Raw genomic sequence first — 22590 nt, forward strand, 5'->3', positions numbered from 1 at the left:
ACCCGGCTAAACAGAGGATCTTTACATGAAACTGAAAATCTTTACATCGTTTCGGACTCGCGGATTAATTCTGGATTCTTGCGAACCTCATTCGGAGGGAAGCCGATCAGTCTTTTGAAGGCGATATAAAAGTTATCCGTGCTCTTAAAACCTACCCTCTCGGCAATTTCATACGTCTTCATTGTACTGTTCAACAACAAGTCCAGTGACTTGTTCACACGATATTGATTGATATACTGGATCAGAACCATGCCTGTCTGTTCTTTAAACAAGCGGCTCAAATAGGAGGGGTTCAGCCCTACGTAATGAGATAATTCCTCCAAATTTAAATCCCGGTCATAGTACTCATGGATATAGTCAATAACCAGTCTGATCTTGTGATTCATTTTCTGTGAGGCGGCATTCAGATTCTTTTTATACCGGACAATCTCTGCCTCTTGCACCAATAATCCGTAAATTTGCTGCTGGTTTTCCGCTTCGAAGAATTCCTCAATTGCAGGAAATCCTTCTATAGGTAGACCTGTTTCTGTTTCACAAGCCCTGCTCAAGGCATAATGAAGATACGTTGCCATCCTCAGCATCTCCTGTTTCGGTATTTGCCGGTTCTGCCGGAGCTCCTCAAATAACCCCTCCATAGATACAAGGACTCGATCCCACTGTTCATTCTCAATTTCTTGTTTGATCCACTGGAGCTTTTTTTCAAACACATGCTTGTTCAAATCCTCTTTACTTCCCGGTCCAGAGGCAGAACCCTCCGCTTGATAAAAAAACACACCCGATTCATTATCATAGAAATTACTTTCCAGTACCTTCTCCGCTTCTTTCAATACGACTGGAACATCCAATAGGCTGTTATGAAGCGCACTGATCCCAAAGCTGACATTAATATTCATAAATTTATGCAGAGCATTCTGCACCGTTTTGATCAAATTCCATTGTTCACTGTAAATACTCTGCGTACTTCGGAGGCTGGAATACGTCTTAAAGATCGCAAAACCGTTCTGACGATGCTGAAAGAATTCCACCTCATCAAACTTGCGAAACACCTCACTCAGGATGTTGTGGATTGAAAAGTACAGTAAATACTCCATATCCTGCTTGTATCTTTTCCTTACTTTAGAGAACTGGTCGATATGAAAGGCAAAGCAAACGAGATTGGGCTCCTGCAGTCGAACATCATACTCTTTCATTTTTTCTGCAATCTCCCAGGTATACCTTATAGCTCCCTCCGACCATTCCTTAAAAAAAACCGCTTTCATATTGGGCTTGACACGTTCGGCACTTTGCCGCAAATTCACTATTTCATCCGTGTGCTTCCGCTCCCGCATAATAGTCTCACGGGCACGCCGTAAGGTATCGAATATTCCAGCCTCATCCAAGCTGGGTTTGTGAATGTAATCCAAAGCGCCCAGGCGCATTCCCTCCCGCACATATTCAAATTCCTTGTAGCTGCTCAGCATGATGACCTTTGGCGGATCACTCCAGCCCTGCAATTTCTCCAATGCCTGCAGACCGTCCATTATCGGCATTTTGATATCCATAAGCACGATGTCCGGCCTCAGCTCAGCGATTTTGACCAGTGCATCTTCACCGTGGTTTGCTTCCCCAATGACTTGAAAACCATAAGCCTCCCAATCCAATGAGGTTTTCAGACTCATTCTCATGTAAGATTCGTCATCGGCAATAAGGATTTTCATCAATAGATCCCCTCCTTGGCTGAGGCTTCCTCAGTGTTAATTAATACAGGAATATCAATGAAGACCGTAGTTCCCTCTCCGGGTAAGGTATTAATCTGTACTCCATATTGGGAGCCAAAATGAAGCTGTATTCGTTCTGCCACATTCCGTACACCGATTGAATTCATGCCCTCCTGGTCCTTGGCCTTATCCATAAGCCGCTTGACCTGTTCCTGACTCATGCCAATTCCGTTGTCCTTGATCATAAATCGGACTCCCTTTTCATAGCGGCGGACATCAACAGTTAACCGATAAGTGTGTTTTTCGTTCGTAAAACCGTGGAATATAGCGTTTTCAACAAACGGCTGCACGATAAATTTCAGCGTCTGGTAGTGTAGAACCTCTTCTTCTACTTGATACGTTGCCTCAAAGGTGTTGAAGTATCTTAATTCCAAGAGAGTAATATAATTCTGAATGAAGGCCATTTCTTCTTCAATCGTTACGAATTCTTTCGTATTCCGAGCGGAGAAGGTCAATAGCCCAATCAGTGAATCCAGTGTTTCAGTGATGTTATCCGCCATTTGCGCCTGCGACATCCACCTTAGGACAGACAATGTATTATAGAGAAAATGCGGATTGATCTGGGCTTGCAGTGCGTTCAGCTCTGCACTCCGCTTCTGATGCTCCTCTTCCTTTATCCTTACAATCAGCTGCTGAATTTCTTTGGTCATCGCATTGAAGGCGTAGCCCAGCCTCCCGATTTCATCCTGTCTATTCATATCAATGTTGACATTAAAGTCTCCTATTTCGACTCTCCGCATCATTTTGCTTAACTGTTTGATCGGGTTTGTAATCCCTCGGGATACAAGGAGCGCCACGCAAAAAGCTGTAATTATCGTAATGCCCACGATGACCGCGATGAAATTCCGGATCTGGTTGACTTCGTGGAACATCGCTTGCTTGTGAATAATGGAATAGAACTTCCAGCCGCTGATTTCCGATGTATTATGAACAATATAGTATTCCGGATCATCCTGACTTACCCGATCATCTAAATTCAGGCCTATTGCCCGGCTGTCCGTACTAAATAGAATCTTATTGTTCTCATCTACAATCAGTTGTTCGGCTTCGGGGCCCGGATTTAACCCCTGATATAGTCTGAGGAGTGCGGCATCCCGGAAGTTCACGATAAATGTACCCAGCTTCTGACTAGTAGCCGGGTCCACGATAACCTGACCGACTGACATCACGGAGTTGTTCTTGCTGACCTGCTTCTCCGAATGAAGGCCCACTACGACCGGTTGTCCCCGCTTCTCCTCAATTTGCCGGAACCATGGTTCGTCGAACGGCTTATAATCGTAGTTATAAATGACCTGATAGCCTTTTCGATAGGCCACTTCATTGTTGTCCGCATAAATAACTAGAGAATCAATATCGCTGTTGAACAGAAATATTTTGCGGAAGAATTCGTCATTGATATATTTGAAATCAGAAGATTTCTCATAGAGAGGAAACTCAAAGGTCTTATAATTTTTCGACAAAATAGTCAGAAGCTCCTGATCGTAGAACGGGCTTTCCGAGACACGAAGCATGTTCTTCAGGAATGCATCTGTACTGGTCCTCATCTGCCGATTCAGTTCCTTAAATGAATTAACAATTCTTCCTTCCAGAAATGAAATCGAATAAGTGTAAGAGATGGAACCGATTAAGATAAGCGGAATAATGATCAAAAATACATAGGTTAGAAACAGCTTCTGATTCATGCTGCGATCCTTAAACTTGATTAATCCCATTCCATTCCCCACCGTTCGCTGCAAGTCAAAAAAAGATTGAATCCGTATTTTCGGAATCAATCATAGCATAAATTTAGCGCGTTATTTAGACATTATTTAACAATCTATGATAATAATCGACAATGTTTGAGTAATTCAGTTCATCGTGCCCGATGATCATATCTGCTCCCTGCATGGAGACAGGATCACCCACTCCTACCGCGAACATCCCTGCGCTCTGGATGGCCTGAATTCCTGCCTTAGCATCTTCAATTCCGATACAGCTCCCAGGAAGCACCCCAAGCTGGTCAGCAGCGTTGAGAAATATCTCCGGATCGGGCTTGCCTTTCTTTAACGTCCCCGGATCAACAATTACACCGAAGCAGTCCGCGATCTGCAGCCGCTGAACGATAGCTGGTGCATTATGGCTTGCGGAAGCCAGCCCGATTCTTTGGCCAGCTTCAAGAATCTCATGCAGCAGCCGTGCAATACCCGGAAGCAGATCAGCCGGTGTAATCTGTTCGATTAACTGCTTGTAATGCTCATTCTTCCGGTCAGCAAGAATGAGCTTCTCATTTGCATTATAGATCCGGGAATGTTCCGAATTCTCCAGTATAAGTTCCAGGGATTGCATACGGCTAACTCCCTTCAACCGTTCGTTATAGGAACGATCAAAAGAAATTCCTAATTCCATTGCAAGTTGCTTCCAAGCTTGATAATGATATTCTGCAGAATCTACAATTACTCCATCGAGGTCAAAGATAAAAGCTTTAACAGATCTCAAGCGAATTCGCCCCTCTTTGCAAGTGGAATGGTAATAGATTCTTTAGCATCCAGCGAATAATTCTGCCCCTTAATCGACAGGTTCAGCGATTTATTTATATCCGTTAGCTTCGCAATCTCTAAAGCTTCATGCGTAATATGAACCTTCAAAAGATCACCCTGCCAATATAACGGATAGGCGAGAGAATCCCATGCTTCAGGAAGCCGCGGATGGATACGAAGCTGGCCACCCAGTGCACGCACTCCGCCAAAACCGAACACTACACACTTCCATATCCCGCCGATGGATGCTGTATGTATGCCTTGATCGGATGACTTCATGTTCTGTCCAAGATCAATGCCTGCCGCCAGACCGAAGAGCCGGTATGCCAGCTCTGACTCCCCCAGATCCGAAGCCAGAATGCTGTGCGTTGCCATACTGAGTGAAGAATCATGGAGTGTCTTCGGCTCATAATACTTCCAGTTCGCCTGCTTCACCTCATAGCTGAAACAATGTTCAAGTAGGTAAAAGAGCACCATTACATCCGCCTGCTTGGACACTTGAATTTGATTCACCTGATCCATATTATAATCTTCCAGAATCAGAGCCACCTCTTGCTGATTGCGATACTTCGTCAAATCAATGAGCTTCTTGCTCAAAAAGGTATCATCCTGGGGAATAACCAAATCTGTCTCCCGCGGCAGCGGCAGATAGATGTTCTCTGCCTTCAGCTTCCACTCTTCATATGACTTATCCAGCTGCAGCCGGTCTCTCATCTGTTTCCACATGCCGGATGGTTCGCGCTGCAGTTCTTCATAACAAGCCATGGCGGTCTGTAAATTCCAATGTGCCATGTAGTTCGTGTAAGCATTATTATCAACATGCTCTTTGTATTCATCCGGTCCAATAACATCCCTGATCTCGAAGCATTGGCGCGCATCGTTCCAAGTCAGGCGGCTTGCCCAGAAGGTTGCCGTCTCCATGATGATCTCGTATCCTTTGGTATCCATAAAAAGCTGATCCCCCGTAGCCAGATAATACTGCCACACCCCGTATGCCACATCGCTTGTAATATGCTGTTCGATCAATCCCGTCCATATTCTGGTGGGGGTTCCTGTGACCACATCCACGGGGCCCCATTCAGGAGTCACTTCGTCTCCGGTCAGGGCAGATTCCCAGGGATACATAGCCCCTTTATAGCCGTTCTCCTTCGCTTTCCGGCGTGCGCCGTCCAAGGTATGATACCGGTATTCCACTAAATTGCGGGCCATACCTGGATTAGTGAACAAGAAGTACGGCAGAATGAAAATCTCTGTGTCCCAGAAGGAATGGCCCTTGTAGCCTTCGCCCGTCAAGCCTTTCGCAGCAATGCCGAAGCGGTTATCATGCGCCGGAGCCATAATGACCAGATGATATTGCGCAAACCGGATGGCCAGCTGATCGAACTCCCTCACACTCGCAATCTGAATATCCACCGCTGCCCACTTCTCCTGCAACGCTCTTGTGCTGTCCTGCAGGAGCTTCTCATACCCTTTCATGGACTCCAGACGCAGTTCATCCAGGGCGGCCTCGCACAGCTCCTCGGGCATCTGATCCCTGTGCTCAAGATCGAGCGACGTATGAATATTGGCTATTTTCTCTAACACCAAGGTCTGGCCTGCTTCAATCCGGAATGTGTGCTCTGTGAATACTTTTCTCCGCTCAATCAGTAAACGCGGCTCTGCCGCAACCTCCGATTCATCCACCAGAAAACGGTGAAGGCAATGAGTTACCACATGAATATTGGATTCTGTTGTTGTGGCCGCATATTGAATCACTTTTTTATCATGAATGCGTTTATCTCCCTCTGCAAAATGCTGCGCTCCGGAATTGGTAACCTGTCCGTTAATACCGGAACGTATTGAAATTTCGGCATCCATCGTACACGGTGTCAACTCGACCCGCATACCCAGCAAATGCTTATTATGTAAAGATACGAACCTGCGGAAGATCATTCCGAAGGTATTTCCTCTATCATTACGCCAAATGACATGACGGGTCAATTCACCCGTTTGGAGATTCAAGGTACGCGAGTATTCTTCTTCCACATGTCCTTTTTCCAAATGAAAACCCTCACCGTCAAGCCAAATGCCCAGTTCCGTAACATCTGCTATATTCGGCAGCTCTGTTACCTCCGAAGCGCCTGATGTATTGAATGTTCCTGCAACAAAACAATTGCGTGTTTCTTGGGGGTACGACTCCTCCGTACAGGATCTAAGCCCCATATATCCGTTACCCAAGCTCATAATCGTCTCATATTTGGCCAAATGCCGCACATTGAAGGAACCTTCACCTATGATCCAGTTACGTAGCTCTCCTGTGCCCATATCATATCTCAACACTACAATAACCTCCTTTTGTCTCTTTTGGCATTCTACTCTTTCATTAGCCCTTCAGTCCTGTCGTAGCAATTCCTTGCACAAGGTGACGCTGGAAGATCAGGAACACAACGATGATTGGCAGCGTGAGCAGCACAACACCAGTCATGGTAAGATTCGGCCATTCAAAATAACGATTCTTGAGCGTATTCAGCCCCACCGTCAATACGTACCATCGGCTGTCGTTAACCAACGTAACCGGCCATACGAACGAATTCCAGGTTCCTGTAAAGCTGAATATAATTTGCGTTCCGACCGCTCCTTTGGACAACGGTAGGATAATCCGGAAGAAGATGCCGATCTTGGTCAAGCCGTCCACCTCCGCCGCCTCTTCCAATTCCTTGGGAATACTCAGCATGAACTGCCTCATCAGAAAGACAAGGAAGCCTTGAAACATAAAGGGAATAATTAATCCCTGATAGCTGTTCAGCCATCCTAACTTCACAATCATGGAATAGATCGGAATGATCGTGATCTGGTAAGGAATCATCATCATTCCGATAATGATAAAAAAGATTAGTCCTCGCCCGGGATAGTTCAGTCTGGACAGTGAATAGGCCGCCATCGTGTTAACCGCGAGATTTCCAATCAGGATGCCGAGTGTAACAACAGTAGAGTTAATGTACCAGATCGTCATATCAGAGTTAACGAATACGTCCTTATAGTTGTTAAAGGTTAACCGGGCCACGCCCACCCAATGGCCAATGTCGCTTTTGCCCAGCAATGAGGTGTATATGGCATAGCCAAAAGGTAGAATAAAAAAGATAGAGCATAGGGACAACAGGGCATAGCGGGTACTTGTCTTTCCTGCATTACTCATCTCTTAAATGTCCTCCTTTACAAAACGTTTCTGAATAATAGTTAAGAGGATAATCAGTGCAAAGATGATAAAGGCTGCCGCACTGCCATATCCAGCCCGGTTAAAGCTGAATGCCTGGCTGTAAAAATAAATAACAATGGTACTCGTTGCACCGGCTGGACTGCCAAGTGAACCGTTCCGGGCGAGTGCATAAGGCTGGTCAAACAGCTGCATCGCATAGATCAGGCCTGAGGTTAAAACAAGAAAGGTTGTCGGCTTCAGCATCGGAATCGTGATATAGCGCAGACGCTGCCATGCATTGGCCCCATCCACCATTCCTGACTCATAGATATCATAAGGAATGTTCTGTAATCCGCCCAGATATACAACCACATAGAAACCTACATAAGTCCAAATGGTAATTAATATGAGGAAAGGCAGCGCATATTTCGTACTGGCGTACCAGGATACATCCTCCATTCCGAACAGCGTAAAAAATTTCGTCGCAATCCCATCCTGCTGCATAAACAAGTACATAAATACGGTCGTAACCGCCACCGTGGATGTGATGTAAGGCAGGTAGAACAACGTACGGAACGTTGTCTTGAGGCGTGTGATCTTGTTCAAGCCCACGGCGATAAACAAGGCAATGACCGACTGCAGCGGGACCGCAACCGCCGTTATAATGGCTGAATTTTTTAACGCTCCCCAAAAATCGCTGTCTTTCAGCATTTCCGTATAATTTTGTAATCCGATAAACTTTGCGGCCCCCGGATTTAAGAAACTGATATCCTGAAAGCTGTATACAAAAGACTGTATTAAAGGATAGTAAAACCAAATTCCCATAAAAATAAGGATAGGCGCTACGAATAAATAGCCTACAAATTTAGATGAAGAAGCCCATCTCATCCATATCTGTGATGGAGAACGCCCCGCTTTCAAACTTGCTACTCTGTCTTGCTCCATTTCTGTATCCTCCTTCTAGTTTCCCTGTCACAGGCATTCAGTACTCGAATCCGATTAGGTATCTTAATCATAAGAGGTGGAATAACCAGGGAAAACAGAGGATATTTACTTGAATCCGAGGATTTTTACTTGGCCTTTTTCAATTGGAAATAAACTAGAAAAAAACCAAGGGTCCTTCACTTGCTCAATCCGATCCTCTCTACATTTCGGCAGGTGTAGTTAAACCATGCTGTGATAAATTGGGGTTAATTTCTAAATCTTATTACTAAAAAAATCATAAAAAAAGCAACTCGTCTGTAGACAAGTCGCTTTTTAAACGTTTCATTTTTTATAAATACTACTTTTTGTTATTAATTCGCTCACCGCTTCACCTTATAAAACTCATGATACAGTTTCATGAGCGCCCTCTTCTCAATCCGCGACACATAACTCCGCGAGATCCCCAGCTCCTTTTTGGTCTTTTTAAGCGATCTCAAATGCATCAGGATTTCATTCTCGATACAGCGGGCGGCAAAGGTCGTAAGCTTCGTGCCTTTGTTCGGGCGGTAGCTTCCAATCGCTTTAATCAGTCCAATGGTGCCGATGGAGATGAGATCCTCCATATCTTCACCTGTATTGTCGAATTTTTTGAGATTGTGGACACGATGCGATGTCAAAAAAATAAACCAATCACGATCGTTCCCGATTCGAATTGGTTATTTTATGTTTTGTATTTAATCTGTAATTGTTTATCGATTATTTTAACCCATTCAGGTAATTCATTTAAATAATACTTTATCCCGTTTTTATCTGCTTCAAGAATAAACTCCCCATCAGCTTTACTATTATCAACAACAATTAATTGATCAATAAGGTCTAAGTGAGATACCAGATTATTCATACTTGTTACATTGCGTCTAACAATATCCTCGGTTTCAATATGATGACCACCGTTTTTCACACGTAGAGCAACACGTTCAATATTTAGCCGAACATCCCCTAGTCCCACATAAAACACAATAATTTCAAAGCCATGTCCCTTTGCATCTCTCATCTGCCTTATAACGTTACCACCCGCTAAAGTGGTTTCCACAGTGAAATCCCACTTATTTCGGATACACTCCCTGGCTATCCTTATAGCTTCTTTTCCAGCGGATACTTTACTTTTTTCAGGATTTTCATGATTAATTTTACGGGCTAGTGCATCCGGATCAATATTTACACTTACTCCAAGCCGGTCAACAATCAAGTTGCGGATTGTGCTCTTACCACTTCCATTATTACCTGCAAACACATACATCGTTGCCTGTGTATCATTCATTGATGAAATCCTGTTCATTCATTTTCTCGATCTTACCCGTACTATATTCTCTAACAATTTGTCCCTCATTTGTCTTATATACTATATATGTTCCATTTGCTTTAGCATCCAACTTCGCTCGGTCACCCGTTAACCGGATCAATTTAGCAAGGTCCTTCGTAAGATTCATCATTACACAAACACCTCATTTCCCACTTATAGTTCGAGTATACCACAGTATAGCGCATATTATTTCAGCTTAGAGCTTAATACATAATACAGTAATTTTATGATTATCTAAATCATAAAACAAAATAACCTGCAGGATCGAGACATTTAATGTCTCCTTCCTACAGGTAGATTTCTTAACTTACCGCTTCACCTTATAAAACTCATGATACAGCTTCATGAGCGCCCTTTTCTCAATCCGCGACACATAACTCCGCGAAATCCCCAGCTCCTTCGCAATCTCCCGCTGCGTCCGCTCTTCCCCTCCGGTATCAAGCCCAAACCGCCCCACAACAACTTCCTTCTCCCGGTCATCCAGAATATCCAGATTGCGGTATATCTTACTCTTCTCGATCTTGAGATCCACTTCCTTCACAATATCATCTGCGTCGGAGCCGAGGATATCGATGAGGGTGATCTCGTTACCTTCCTTGTCAGTCCCTATAGGATCATGGAGGGATACGTCCTTTTTGGTCTTTTTAAGCGATCTCAAATGCATCAGGATTTCGTTCTCGATACAGCGTGCAGCGAAGGTAGCCAGCTTCGTCCCCTTGTTTGGTCTATAACTTTCAATTGCTTTGATTAAACCAATCGTCCCAATGGAGATGAGGTCCTCCATGTCTTCACCGGTGTTATCGAATTTTTTTACTATGTGAGCTACGAGACGAAGATTATGCTCAATCAGCAAATTCCGTGCCTTGGCATCTCCCTCGGCCATCATGCCTAAGTATTTGCTCTCATCCTGCTCCGAAAGAGGCTGGGGAAAAGCGTTGTTCCTTACGTAGGATACCAGCAGCGTCAGTTCTTTAATCAGCAGCGCGATCGTGCTTATTATGCCTGGCAAATTGCGACACCTCCCGCACATGTACAATGAAACCGGTAAGTAGTCCGAACTACGGGTTCATGGTCCTTTTATTGTATGTGGGTAGATGCCTAGATGTGCATGTACGGGAGAAATAGGTACGGGCTGTGAAGTGCGCTAGAATTCAAGCTACATGAATTGTTGTACTCTTTTGTAGACCAAACCGAGTCCTGACTGTAACTTCTCTCCTGTTCGACCTTGAACAGCGGTATCACAGCACCTCCGTAGATCCCAGCTTGTTATTGCTTCGGGTCCGAAATCTATGTTGATAGGATTATCCCATAATAGTTTACATAGTTAATTCTTTGAATTAATCCTATCAACAAAGATCATCTTTATAATTAACTTCACATAAGCAAGCCTTACATACGATACTGCATTGGAGTTTAGAATAAATCTTTTAGACTAAGAGGAGCGAAGAACATGTTCAAGAAGAGTATTCACCGAAGGTTGTCATTCATATCGAAAAGAGCAACGATGTTCCTGCTACTCATCACGGTTATCATCAGTACTCTTCAGCCCGCAGGCATTATCGCCGCTGACGTGCCCCTCCCCCATTCCATCGTCATCGAAGATTTCGAGAATAACCTTAGTGATAATGTGCTGGTTCAAAAAAGAAATTTCTCAGGTGCCATGAGTCTGGAAGCGGATCCCCGGCATGTCCGTTCAGGGAATAATTCCGTACGTTTGGATTATGATTACATAGGTGTTAAGGAAAACCCCTCCTATGTATATATTGGACCTAAGGCTCCCTATCTCATTTCCGGACTTCCCCAAAAAGTAGGGATGTGGGTGTACGGAAACAACGATGGCCATCTTATTTTCAGCAAGTTCAGGGATGGCAACGGAAAGTCCTTCGAGGTGGAATATTTGGACGAGAACGTTGGCGTGAACTGGAAAGGCTGGAAATACATTGAGGGGGATATCCCGCAGGACAAAGTGGGACCGATCCAGCTGGAAATATACATGCGGATTGAGCAATCCATCTTCGACAAGAAGAATAAAGGCACCGTATGGGTAGACGATCTACGCTTGGTCTATGAGCAGGACCCTGCTGAAGATATGGGCGTCCCGGTACTCGGCATGGTGTCCCCGGCGAATGAAGCCGTTATCGATACGCGTTCACCACATATTCAGCTTACGGCCACCGATCTTCAAACGGGCATTGACCCCGGCTCTGTTACCTTAAATCTGGATGGACATCCTGTGAAGAGCGAGTATGAAGCGGCTACAGGCATGATCTCCTATCAGCCTTCTTCTCCTCTGGCAGGGGGATATCACACTGTTCAGTCAGCTGTATATGACAGATCCGGCAATCCCGCCGAGCTTGTCAGCTCCTTTTTCATTCAAGACGGCATTCAATATCATCTGGACGCCCCCACGGAAGTCATCAGCAACAAGTCGTTCCAATTGAAGCTCCAGATCAACAATGCGGCTGACTTAACGGATGCCTATGCCCAGCTCCAATACGATCCGAAGACTCTGGAAATCACCACTGCTGAACCTAAGGTACCAGCATCACTCGTTAAGCAGAACGAGATTGACCCTGTAAAGGGAACGTACCAGCTGCAGCTTGCCGGACTAAGCAATCCATCGTTACCGGCTGACGGAACCGTTGCGCTATTGAATATGACGGTAAAGCCCAGTGCCAAAATGGAACGCGGCGAGGCATTCAAATCTATCGAGATGATCGACGGGAGTTTTCGAATGACCGCAGGAGAGGCTGTATATGCACTGGCTGCACCCCACAAGTATACGATTGGGTTCCCTTATATCCTCACTGTGAAAGGGAGCTCACTCCATACGAAAAGTACGCTTCGTGTCACCGATGATGCAGGTGTACCTGTCGAAGGGGTCTCCATTATCCCATCTGATCCTCTTCTTCCCCAGTATTTTGCTGAAGTGACTTCTGTATCGTCTGATGTCTATGCGGATGCTGATCCGGGATCGGCCAAGCTCGCTTCCGCCGCTCCAGGTGAACAATTCTTCTCGACTGGAGTGATCCGTGGGGATTATACTGCCATCCGGCTACCGGACGGGAAAGTCACGGGCTGGATTTCAAATGCAGCGGTTCAAGTGAAGCTCCTGAAGGATGGATGGGGTCTTACCGATGCGAAGGGTGAAGTCCAGACGTCTCTGACTACCTTGGCCTTAATGAACCTTAATCTCCAGGCAGTAAACGGGGATAAAGTCAGCAGGGTGTTCTCACTTTCTGTAGTGCCGCAGCTTGGGTCGGAGGAGCCTGAATATGTGCGGACCTACGTAACAGAGGATTTGAAAACCAGCCAAAGCATCGTCTGGAGAACTGCCCCACGTGTAGAGAACGGTATCATTCAATATGTAAAAGCCATTGACTTCACAGGTTTTGATCAGCCTAATGTCAAGGAGCAGGCTGCTACGCCCCAGCTGCTGTCAGCACCTGACCGTGTGGGGGAAACTTTGTTCCACAAAGGGATACTGCAGAGCCTGTCACCGGGTACAAAATACATTTACCGTGTGGGAACTCCGGGGTTGTGGAGTGCTCAGCATACGTTTACGACAGAGGCAGCAAACGCGGAAGGATTTTCTTTCTTGTTTGTAACTGACTCTCATACCAATACCGAAGATGCCTACCATATTCATCAGGACCTGATGAGCAGTGCTTTTACCCATTATCCCAATACACGGTTTGTCATGCATGGAGGGGATATTGTCGATAATGGCGGGATTATGAATGAATGGGAACAGGATATGAAGGCTTCACAGCTATACAGCGGCAGTATTCCCTCTGCCTATACTATAGGAAATCATGATGTAAAGAATGGCGGAAAAGATGTATTTATTAACGCTTTGGGTCAGCCAGGTAACGGAATGGACGGGCAACAGCATTTGAATTATTCATACGATTATGAAGATACACATTTTGTAGTGCTAAATTCGGAAGCGGATGAAATAGATATGCAAAAGCAAGCAGAATGGCTGCGGAAGAACTTAAATGCCAGCTCGGCAAAATGGAAGGTCGCCATGTTCCACCGCCCTGCCTATCATACAGAAGACGGGCGCGGACCTGAACTGGTCACCAAATATCTGGCTCCTGTCCTTGAGGAGCTCGGGGTAGACCTGGTACTGGTGGGCCACGATCATGCACTCGCTTGGACTTATCCTATGAAGAATGCCCAGCCCCTGAAGGATGGCAGCCCAGGCACCGTGTATCTGTCTGGCGGTTCCTCCGGCTGGAAGTTCTACGATGCTGTCAAATTTGATTACCTGGAGTATCTGTATGATGATAATTTCCCGGTCTATTCCGCCATCTCGATCAACAAAGACCAGATTTTAATTGAAGCAAGAACGACCGATGGCCAAAAACTGCAAACCTTGACTATTAAGAAAGCAAAAACTGTTGAACCTGATCCGGAACCGGAGCCAAGCACAAAACCAAGCCCGAACCCAACTCCAACTCCAAGTCCTGAACCCAGCCAGATGCCAACTCCGAACCCGAACCCAACCTCTGGTACGGGGACAGGCTCGAACCCTGGCATGATGCCAAGTGCAGTGCCTACTGCAACACCTGCAGTTGTTCCTTCAGATAAGCCTGCACCAATTAAGACGCCGCCAACTGCTGTTTTTGCTGAGGGAGTAAGCGCTCAAGCCCTAAAAGAGACACTGAAGAGCATGATTGCCGCGAAAGGCGGAGACATTCCCGTACCAGCCCTTAAGGATATAGCTGGCCTGTGGAGCACCCGGACGATCATGACTTTTCATAAGTTGAACATTATCAAAGGTTATTTCGATGGCTCATTCAAACCAAACCAAAGTATTACCAGAGGGGAATTTGCCGCAATCCTCACCAAAGCCTTTGGTTTGTTGAAGTCGGATACTTCCCTTTCATTAAGTGACGTTAATGCCCATTGGGCCCAAGAGGCCATTGCCGTGTTAGCCTCCAATGGTGTCATTGCCGGTTACCCCGATGGAACCTTTAGGCCGGACCGGGACATCAGCCGCTCCGAGATCGTTACCATCCTGTCCAGGATTGTGAACTTCAATAGCGTCACACCGGTACAAGGGAGCATCACCTTCAGTGATACAGCAAGTGCATGGAACAAGGACCAGATTGCCAAAGCTGCCGAAATCGGTCTGATTAGTGGTAGAGGCAACGGCAAATTTGCCCCGGCTCAATCATCAACCAGAGCAGAGGCCTTGACCATTATCATGAATGCCCTGTGCCTGGATCCCGAAATCAAAGCATTGATGGATCAGATCTCGAAATAAATCTGTGTAGAACCTGCATACATGATCAAAAGACCTTTATCCCCCGAAAGTGTGGAGATAAAGGTCTTTATTTATCCAGCATTTGGTTATGGCCAATCTACAAATCCATTATTCATCCGATTCTATTTCCCTGGACCCAAGCGTCTGTACGGGACGGTTATCATGGGGAAAAATAGCTGCAAATTGGCTAATTTGCGCTTCGGACCATTGAACCGGATGTTCCAGGACGATCCACTGTACGCCTTCGGTGCAGGGGGGCGTGGTAAGCGATCCCTGATATCGGAAGGAATGAAGGTCTGACGGAAGCAGCTTGTTCATGTCGAAGTCACCCTGGATCGCAAATTCTTCTTCACTTTCTTCCTTCGGAAGTACGGACCACAGCTTGCTCAGTTCGGCATTTTCAGTGCCTTTCGTGATCAGGACACTTAGCACCGCAAGCTTGCCGTCTTCATTTTTGTGCACGAAATGAAGCTCCATATCCGCATGCTTGCCATCCACCTCATGTTCACTGGGCAAGTGGAAGTGGAACTGCTGCAAGGTATACGTTTTCCCTTCAATAGTAATACGATTGTCCTGGTTCTTCAGATTAACCTGAATGGTGTGGCCGTTATTAATCATAGATACCGGGGATGGTGAATACTCCACTTCGACGGGCGACAGACTCTCGTCATCTTTAACTTTCTCCTGGAGAATATTGACGGGTGACTGGGTCTTGCCGGTACTGCATGTTGTGAATAGTTCATCGAGCTCTGCCCAATGCTCAGGTGACGTCTCCCCTTCGTAGGACCAGTGGGCATGGTGAGCGCTGACTGGAACCGACGGCTCCTGTTTGTTCGCTGCTTCGTTATTCTGTGTGTTACCGCCGCATCCCGCCATCACAGACATGACCATAACTGGAAACAAGATTTGGGATAACCTTTTGCTCAGACTCATGCAGATCCTTCTTTCTTATATTTTGTGGAAAACTACTATAATATAGTAAATAATCACGCACGGGCTCTCAAGTGAAAAAAGGCTCAAGGTTTGCAAAATGAGTCTAACTATCCATACCACAAGGGTAACTCCCCACTTCCTGGCACAGGGTCTGAGCTGATCAACCGGAGGCTTTCAAGGTTTTCTGTATATTACTGGGGAATAACTATGTATTTCAGCGGCCCTCTATGCGTTGCTTACAGCGCGGAGGCAAATCGTGTAGTCTCTTCCCCACAAAAAAAAGAGTACCCGCTCCTCTCTACAGAGCCAGTGCCTCTTCCGTAATCTGTCTGATATCAATTGAAGAAATCGTTTCTTCGTTAACCATGTCCGGCAGAATCTCCGCCAGGAAATACTCGACACATTTTAAATCGATGTTCTTGATCTTGATCAGGGCGTTGCGGTACATCACCACAAATTCCTTCTCCGTGTTCCCCCTCTGCAGTTCGGCAAAAGCCTCATACACCTGGTCCATCTTGTCGGCCACTTCCAGAATCAGCCCTTCCACCGACTCATCCTTGCCTTCGCGCAATTGATGGTAGAAGATGCTTTTGAATTCCTCCGGAATATGCTCCTTAATGAAGTTATCGATCATCCCCTCTTCAACCTGCTGGATTAAGGAACGAAGCTGTAGAGATGAATGTTTCACCGGGGTTTTGATATCACCAATAAAAATCTCACCATAATCGTGGCTGCTCGTAATTTCGTATAGCTTCTTCCAGTCAATAACTGCGCCGTTCTTCTCCTCGATGTCTGCCAGCGTTTTGGCGTACTGCACGACCTTCCAAGAATGGGCCGCTACGCTATGCTCCTCAAATTTGAATTTGCCGGGACAGCGGATAATACGTTCCAGTTCATTCAGTGAGCGGAAATATTTATGAATTCCCATGCCATTCCTCCTGTGACTTGATGTTGTTATGATCCGGTATTGTCTAGCTAGTATAAGCATTCAATGTTAATTCCGAATAAACAAGCTTACAGGTTATGTAAAAAACGGGAGCCATGAAGCCCTATTCTTGTATAGGCCAAGCCTTCCCCGCCTTACTGCCGATACCGTCCCCGACTAAGGTCGAGACTAAAGAACAGTCTTCAGGCCGTTTTGCAGTATCATCAATAGCTATACAATAAACACATAGACAACGGCTAAGACGAACCGCACATCCGGTTCAACCCATAGGAGAGGAAGAGATTATATTATGAAAAAATTGTACCGTTCCAAAAGTGACAAAATGATCAGCGGCATCTGCGGAGGTTTGGCCCGTTCCCTGAACATCGACAGCACCATCGTCCGGCTGTTAGTTGTAGCCACTGCCCTATTCAGCTTCGGCACTGTAGCATTCCTGTACATTCTGGCTAGCATCTTGGTTCCAAAAGAGAGCTATAACAGCTACCCCGAAGGTTATGAGTATTACTAATTCAATGACACCATACCAAAACTACTATATATGAAAATAAAAGGAGAAATGAACATGAGTATCTTTCAAAGAATTACGACCCTAACCAAAGCAGCCATCCACGAAGGACTGAATAAATTGGAGGATCCGGTATTACTGACCGGACAATATTTACGGGATCTGGAGGAAAAAATAGCTGTTGCCGAGACCAGACAGCGTGAGTTCCAGGCTGCAGCAAGTGTTCTGGAGCGGCGCATCCATGAGAACCAGGTGTTGGCTGAGCGAAGCGAAGCGGAAGCCGTACAGGCAATGAACGAAGGGAATGAGCCTGCCGCCAGAGCAGCGGTAATGGCAAAACTGCGTTACACCGAGAGTATTCAGGAATGCACCGCGGGCCTGGAAGAAACACGCGAAACCCTCGTTGTCCTGGAGAGCAGCCTGCTGAATGCCAAGGAAGAACATAAACGGCTAAAAGCCAAAAGAGCCGAGCTGGCTGCCCGCGCCCGCAAAGCGGCAGAGCTGAAGCGTTCTGCCGAAAGCACCAGTTATGCTGGCTACACAGGTAAACCTGGACAGATCCTGAATCCCGGTGCTGCTGCGCGCGGCTTCGACCGCATGGAAGACAAGATCAGCGAATGGGAAGCATCCACCGAAAGCACAGGATATTATTCCGCCGGCATCGCCGAATCTCCGCTGAACAGCGCCGTTGAAGCTGAGCTGGAACGTCTCCGCAGCCGGAAGGCCGGGGAAGGCAAGTAAGCCGGTACTTAATTCAACCGCTTATATGTATAAGCAAAAACGGATACCGACGTGGAAGGCGGTATCCGTTTTTTACTTGTTTACAGGTTGGGAATTTAATTCATGTGATCCCCCAGCATCTCTTGCCGCAACCATTAAGGGCAAATGCACCAAGGGCTCCGGGTCCTTGCCTGTTCCTTACTCTTGTCACACCTGCCCTGCAGGCTCCGAAGATTTCGTATACCGGTTCGCCGGAACAGGAAGACCCAGATTTCCCCGTAAGGTGTCACTTTCGTATTCGGTGCGGAACAATCCCCGTTCTTGCAGAATCGGAACCACGTGGTCCACGAATTCCTCCAACCCGGTTGGCACTGCGGCTGCAATCATAAATCCATCTGCCGCACCGCCTTCGAACCAGGCTTGAATCTGATCCGCCACCTGCGCCGGTGTACCGATGAATCTGCTGCGCGGAGTAGCAGCTTGCAGAGCGACCTGCCGCAGGGTTAGGCCTTTTTCCTTGGCATCTTTCTTGATTTTATCCGTGCCGCTCTGAAAGCTGTTCCGTCCCAAATCCCCCAGCTCCGGAAAAGGCTCATCCAGCGGATATTGCGAGAAATCATGATGTTCAAAGAATCTCCCCAGATAATTCAGCGCATTCTCAATCGTTACCAGTCCGGCAACCTCCTGATATTTGCGCTCCGCTTCCTCAGGTGTCTCGCCAAGGATCGGACCTATGCCTGGAAAGATCAGTACCTCATCCGGGTTTCGGCCAAAAGAAGAAGCACGCGCCTTCACATCCCTGTAGAATTCCTGTGCTTCCTCCAGCGTGTCATGTCCCGTAAAGACAGCGTCTGCCTCTTTCGAGGCATAGTTTTTCCCTACCTCAGAGGAACCGGCCTGGAAAATAACCGGCTGCCCTTGTTTCGAGCGGGCGATATTCAGCGGTCCTTTGACGGAGAAGAACTCCCCTTCATGGTCCAGCGTGTGCATTTTTGCCGGGTCAAAAAAGGCTCCTGTTTCCTTATTACGGATAAATGCATCGTCCTCCCACGAATCCCATAAGCCTCGCGCTACCTCCAAATATTCGGCAGCAATGCGGTACCTTTTGCCATGATCCGGATGCTCCTCTTTACCATAATTCAAGGCGGAGCCTTCCAGTGGAGAAGTCACCACATTCCAGCCTGCGCGTCCGCCGCTGATCACATCCAGCGATCCGAACTGCCGGGCCACGGTAAAAGGCTCGCTATAGGAGGTGGACAATGTACCAACCAGCCCGATTTTGCTGCTGACCCCCGCAAGTGCGCTAAGAATCGTCAACGGCTCAAAGCGGTTCAGGAAATGCGGAATAGATTTCTCATTAATATACAAACCGTCTGCTATAAAGATCAGATCCAGCTTACCTTCCTCAGCCTTCTGCACCCACTGCTTATAAAGCTCAAAGTTTACACTGGCATCCGGTTTGGCGTCCTGATGACGCCACATGGAGGTGCTTCCTCCAACACCGTGCAGCAACGCACCCAGTTTCAATTGTCTTGGCTTGGTCATGTTCATTCCTCCTGAGATTTTATGGAGCACTACTTCATGAGATACTTCGCAATAAAACTAGCTTCGAAAGCATAAGCTTAGAGTTTTATGGAGCATTACTTCATGCCGTACTTCGCAATAAAACTAGCTTCGAAAGCATAAGCTTAAGTTTTATGGAGCTAAGTCCCAGGCTTAATGGACCACGACAGCTCCCTGCTTGATCCGTTCAATCTGGGCCAGATGAGTCTGCACATGCGCTGTAAAGCTGCGGACAATATCCGTAATTCTGACAACTTCACCTTTAAAATTAATCCCGCTTTTCTCCCATTCGCTGGTGTTGAGCCGATTGAACAGCAGGTCGTTGTAGTGCAGCAGACTGTGGAACAGCTCCAGACTATCAGCGGCATGACCGGCATTGGAGTGTTGTCCGCTAACCCAGGCATCCTGATTAAATGCCGGGAGCTGCACCTTTGTGTCCGCCAGAATGTCACGAATGCGAAAGGAAATGACAATGCTGTGATCAGCCAAATGCGCCAGCACCTCGGTGACACTCCAGCTGTCCGGCGCTGCCTTCCATCGTAGCTGTTCTTCTGTCAGACCTTCTATGGATTGTGCCAATTGGTCATACGTATATAGATAATCCCGGATTTGCGCGTTACTCATTAGTACTCCTCCTTAGGAAGTCCAGACTGCTGCCGGACCTGTGATGTATCAAAGCTTGATAGGAAAATGGCTATGAAGATTCCCCCTCTTCTGCAGACAAATGCTCCAACACCCGTACAGCCAGATCAGCAAAGAACGCCGCTCCCACAGGCAGTGCCGATTCATCCAGATTGAAGGAGGGATGATGCCACTCCCGGCTCCCGTCAGTCCCTACAAAGACGAATAGTCCGGGAACCACAAGCTGATAAAAGGCGAAATCCTCCCCTGCCGGCGAAGGCCGAGGCTTCACCCGTTGAAAGCCGAGGGCATCGGCTGTTTCTTCTCCGAGCCTTGCCAGCTCCGCATCGTTGTTCACCGGCGGAGGACCGCCGAGCCAGCGCACGGATGCTTCCGCTCCCAAAGCACCGGCCACCCCGGATGCCACCTGCTCAAAGCGTTCAAGAACTCTGCTTCGCACAGTTTCATCAAAAGTACGAATCGTTCCCTCCAGCACCGCTGTCTCAGGAATAACGTTCCACGAGTTGCCGCTGTGCACTTTGGTAACACTGATCACTGCACTTTCCAGCGCACTGACGTTGCGGCTGACGATGCTCTGCAGCGCCGTGATGATATACGAAGCTGCCACAATGGGGTCTATCCCCGCCTCCGGCACCGCCGCGTGTGAACCAGATCCCCGTACCTCAACCACAAAACCATCGGCGGCAGCCATTAACGGACCACTGGTGATTCCGATCGTTCCTACCGGCAAGTCCGGCTTATTATGCATGCCGATAACTGCACGGACACCTTCCAGCGCTCCGCTATCTATGATCTGCAGTGCGCCCTTCGCCTTTTCCTCAGCCGGCTGAAACAGAAACCGCACCGTCCCTTTCAACTGACTTTCCTGCTGCTTCAAGTGTTGGACGGCTCCAATGAGTGCCGCTGTATGAAAGTCATGTCCACAGGCATGCATTTTACCGGGGTACAGCGATGCATAAGGCAGACCGGTTTCCTCCTGAATCGGCAACGCATCAATGTCGGCCCGCAGAGCAATCACTGGCCCGCCCTGCTGTCCGCCCACCTCTGCGATGACTCCTGTTGTCAGCCCGTAGTCGGTGATGCGCGCTCCGGCCTGCTCCAGCAGTGCTGAGATATAAGCAGTCGTAGCATACTCTTCATTAGAAAGCTCCGGGTGCCGGTGCAGATGCCGACGGATTTCAATCAATGTCTCCGTAAAAGCCTCCGAGCGGAACTCCACCGTTTTATTCGTCATTGCAGGCTCCCTCCTCAAAGTGTTGTAAGGACTTCAGCAAAGGCTTCCCTTAGCAATTCAAATGAACGGACCCTTTTGTCAAAAGGCTGAACATTGGTTGTGACGATAAACTCTTCGACACCGGATGCCTCCGCCAAAGCCAGCAGCTGTTCACGAACGGTTTCCTTTGTTCCTTTGGTAATCTCCGGCTCCCGTTCTTCCAGCGTATAGGCTTCTGTGCTTTGCCGTGTGAATTCCTCAGCCTGCTCGCGGGTCGCTACCGTAAGTGTCTTCCCGCTGGCCAGATGAATCCGGATCAGCTTGTGCGCTCCGGCCAGCGCCTTGGCCTCCTCTTCCGATTCAGCGACAAGCACGGCAAGCGCAAGTATCGCTTGTGGTTCCTTCCCTTGCGAAGTGTCGAATCTGCTCTTGTAGAGACGAATGGCTTCCAGAGCCACCGCCTGATCACCGCCAATGAACAACGAGAACACATACGGCAGCCCTAACTCAGCAGCAATTTCTGCGCTGGCTACACTGGCACCAAGCACATACAGCTCCGGTGGAGTACCGGGGATCGGGCCAGCCTTCAACCCGTACAGCGGGTGATCCGCCTCCAGCCGGTTATGTACATATTTTTCAAGTTCAATTATTTTATCCGTCAAAGACGCAGCTACGTCTCCTCCCTGCCGTAACGCCTGTGTACTGCGGGGCAACCCCCCAGGCGCACGGCCGACCCCCAGATCCAGCCGTCCCGGAGCCAGCGATGCAAGCACATTGAAATTTTCCGCTACCTTATAGGGGCTGTAGTGCTGCAGCATAATCCCGCCGGAGCCGATCCGGATACGTTCTGTCTTCGCCAGCAGATGCGAGATCAGCACCTCCGGGGAGGAGCCTGCCACCTGCTCGGAATCGTGATGCTCCGAAACCCAGAACCTACGGAAGCCCAGCCGTTCGGATAACTGCGCTAGCGTGATCGTATGCTGAAAGGCTTCCTCCGGCGTTTCACCGGGATAGATTGGACTTTGATCCAGTACACTTATTGTTATAGCCATAGCGTT

Annotated in this window: 17 protein-coding genes and 1 pseudogene; 3 read left to right on the plus strand and 15 right to left on the minus strand. The window is 47.5% G+C overall.

All coding sequences use genetic code 11. The features are described from left to right. Positions 1 to 41: 41 nt before the first annotated feature. The 9 genes and pseudogenes from AC0MA3_RS19440 to sigK form a co-directional block, all read right to left on the minus strand. Positions 42 to 1697, minus strand: coding sequence for a response regulator transcription factor (locus AC0MA3_RS19440; protein WP_474657407.1), 1656 nt, complete (start codon positions 1695 to 1697; stop codon positions 42 to 44). Further along, positions 1697 to 3469 (minus strand): sensor histidine kinase, encoded by a 1773-nt coding sequence (locus AC0MA3_RS19445; protein WP_474657384.1) that lies wholly within the window; start codon positions 3467 to 3469, stop codon positions 1697 to 1699. The genes AC0MA3_RS19440 and AC0MA3_RS19445 overlap by 1 nt, the downstream gene beginning before the upstream one ends. A gap of 85 nt (positions 3470 to 3554) precedes the next feature. Continuing rightward, the gene (pgmB, locus tag AC0MA3_RS19450) at positions 3555 to 4232 is read right to left on the minus strand and encodes a beta-phosphoglucomutase (RefSeq protein ID WP_474657385.1); all 678 of its coding nucleotides are present in this window, start codon (positions 4230 to 4232) and stop codon (positions 3555 to 3557) included. After that, complete coding sequence (locus AC0MA3_RS19455; RefSeq protein ID WP_474657386.1) at positions 4229 to 6592, minus strand: glycoside hydrolase family 65 protein; 2364 nt, start codon at positions 6590 to 6592, stop codon at positions 4229 to 4231. The genes pgmB and AC0MA3_RS19455 overlap by 4 nt, the downstream gene beginning before the upstream one ends. 43 nt (positions 6593 to 6635) lie before the next feature. Beyond that, positions 6636 to 7448 (minus strand): carbohydrate ABC transporter permease, encoded by an 813-nt coding sequence (locus AC0MA3_RS19460; RefSeq protein WP_474657387.1) that lies wholly within the window; start codon positions 7446 to 7448, stop codon positions 6636 to 6638. A 3-nt stretch (positions 7449 to 7451) separates the two neighbouring features. After that, entirely contained in the window at positions 7452 to 8393 is a 942-nt protein-coding gene (locus AC0MA3_RS19465; protein ID WP_474657388.1) for a carbohydrate ABC transporter permease, read from the minus strand. 359 nt (positions 8394 to 8752) lie between these two features. Next, positions 8753 to 9031, minus strand: a pseudogene (locus AC0MA3_RS19470) (sigma factor); the annotation flags it as partial. A 62-nt stretch (positions 9032 to 9093) separates the two neighbouring features. Further along, the gene (locus tag AC0MA3_RS19475; protein ID WP_474657389.1) at positions 9094 to 9693 is read right to left on the minus strand and encodes an ATPase; all 600 of its coding nucleotides are present in this window, start codon (positions 9691 to 9693) and stop codon (positions 9094 to 9096) included. Between the two features lie 349 nt (positions 9694 to 10042). Beyond that, positions 10043 to 10744, minus strand: coding sequence for an RNA polymerase sporulation sigma factor SigK (gene sigK / locus AC0MA3_RS19480; RefSeq protein WP_474657390.1), 702 nt, complete (start codon positions 10742 to 10744; stop codon positions 10043 to 10045). A gap of 441 nt (positions 10745 to 11185) precedes the next feature. Between sigK and AC0MA3_RS19485 the strand changes: the two genes are divergently transcribed. Further along, complete coding sequence (locus AC0MA3_RS19485; protein WP_474657391.1) at positions 11186 to 15010, plus strand: S-layer homology domain-containing protein; 3825 nt, start codon at positions 11186 to 11188, stop codon at positions 15008 to 15010. Positions 15011 to 15118: 108 nt separating this feature from the next. Here the strand turns inward: AC0MA3_RS19485 and AC0MA3_RS19490 are convergent, their stop codons facing one another. After that, positions 15119 to 15943: a carbonic anhydrase gene (locus AC0MA3_RS19490; RefSeq protein WP_474657392.1), complete on the minus strand. Its 825-nt coding sequence runs from the start codon at positions 15941 to 15943 to the stop codon at positions 15119 to 15121. A gap of 298 nt (positions 15944 to 16241) precedes the next feature. Then, positions 16242 to 16871: a YfbR-like 5'-deoxynucleotidase gene (locus AC0MA3_RS19495; protein ID WP_379155535.1), complete on the minus strand. Its 630-nt coding sequence runs from the start codon at positions 16869 to 16871 to the stop codon at positions 16242 to 16244. 307 nt (positions 16872 to 17178) lie between these two features. Between AC0MA3_RS19495 and AC0MA3_RS19500 the strand changes: the two genes are divergently transcribed. Both AC0MA3_RS19500 and AC0MA3_RS19505 read left to right on the plus strand, forming a co-directional pair. Beyond that, positions 17179 to 17397: a PspC domain-containing protein gene (locus AC0MA3_RS19500; RefSeq protein ID WP_474657393.1), complete on the plus strand. Its 219-nt coding sequence runs from the start codon at positions 17179 to 17181 to the stop codon at positions 17395 to 17397. Between the two features lie 54 nt (positions 17398 to 17451). Beyond that, positions 17452 to 18135, plus strand: a complete 684-nt coding sequence (locus AC0MA3_RS19505; protein WP_474657394.1) for a PspA/IM30 family protein — start codon at positions 17452 to 17454, stop codon at positions 18133 to 18135. 186 nt (positions 18136 to 18321) lie between these two features. Here AC0MA3_RS19505 and AC0MA3_RS19510 read toward each other — a convergent pair whose 3' ends face one another. From AC0MA3_RS19510 to AC0MA3_RS19525, 4 genes are all read right to left on the minus strand, one after another. Further along, positions 18322 to 19659, minus strand: a complete 1338-nt coding sequence (locus tag AC0MA3_RS19510; RefSeq protein ID WP_474657395.1) for an LLM class flavin-dependent oxidoreductase — start codon at positions 19657 to 19659, stop codon at positions 18322 to 18324. 171 nt (positions 19660 to 19830) lie between these two features. Further along, on the minus strand, positions 19831 to 20301 hold the full coding sequence (locus tag AC0MA3_RS19515) for a DinB family protein (protein WP_474657396.1): 471 nt from the start codon (positions 20299 to 20301) through the stop codon (positions 19831 to 19833). Between the two features lie 70 nt (positions 20302 to 20371). After that, entirely contained in the window at positions 20372 to 21553 is a 1182-nt protein-coding gene (locus AC0MA3_RS19520; RefSeq protein ID WP_474657397.1) for an amidohydrolase, read from the minus strand. 14 nt (positions 21554 to 21567) lie between these two features. Then, a complete protein-coding gene (locus AC0MA3_RS19525) occupies positions 21568 to 22584 on the minus strand; it encodes an LLM class flavin-dependent oxidoreductase (RefSeq protein ID WP_474657398.1) in 1017 nt (338 codons plus the stop codon). Positions 22585 to 22590 lie beyond the last annotated feature (6 nt).

Source organism: Paenibacillus sp. LS-5, from assembly GCF_056121505.1.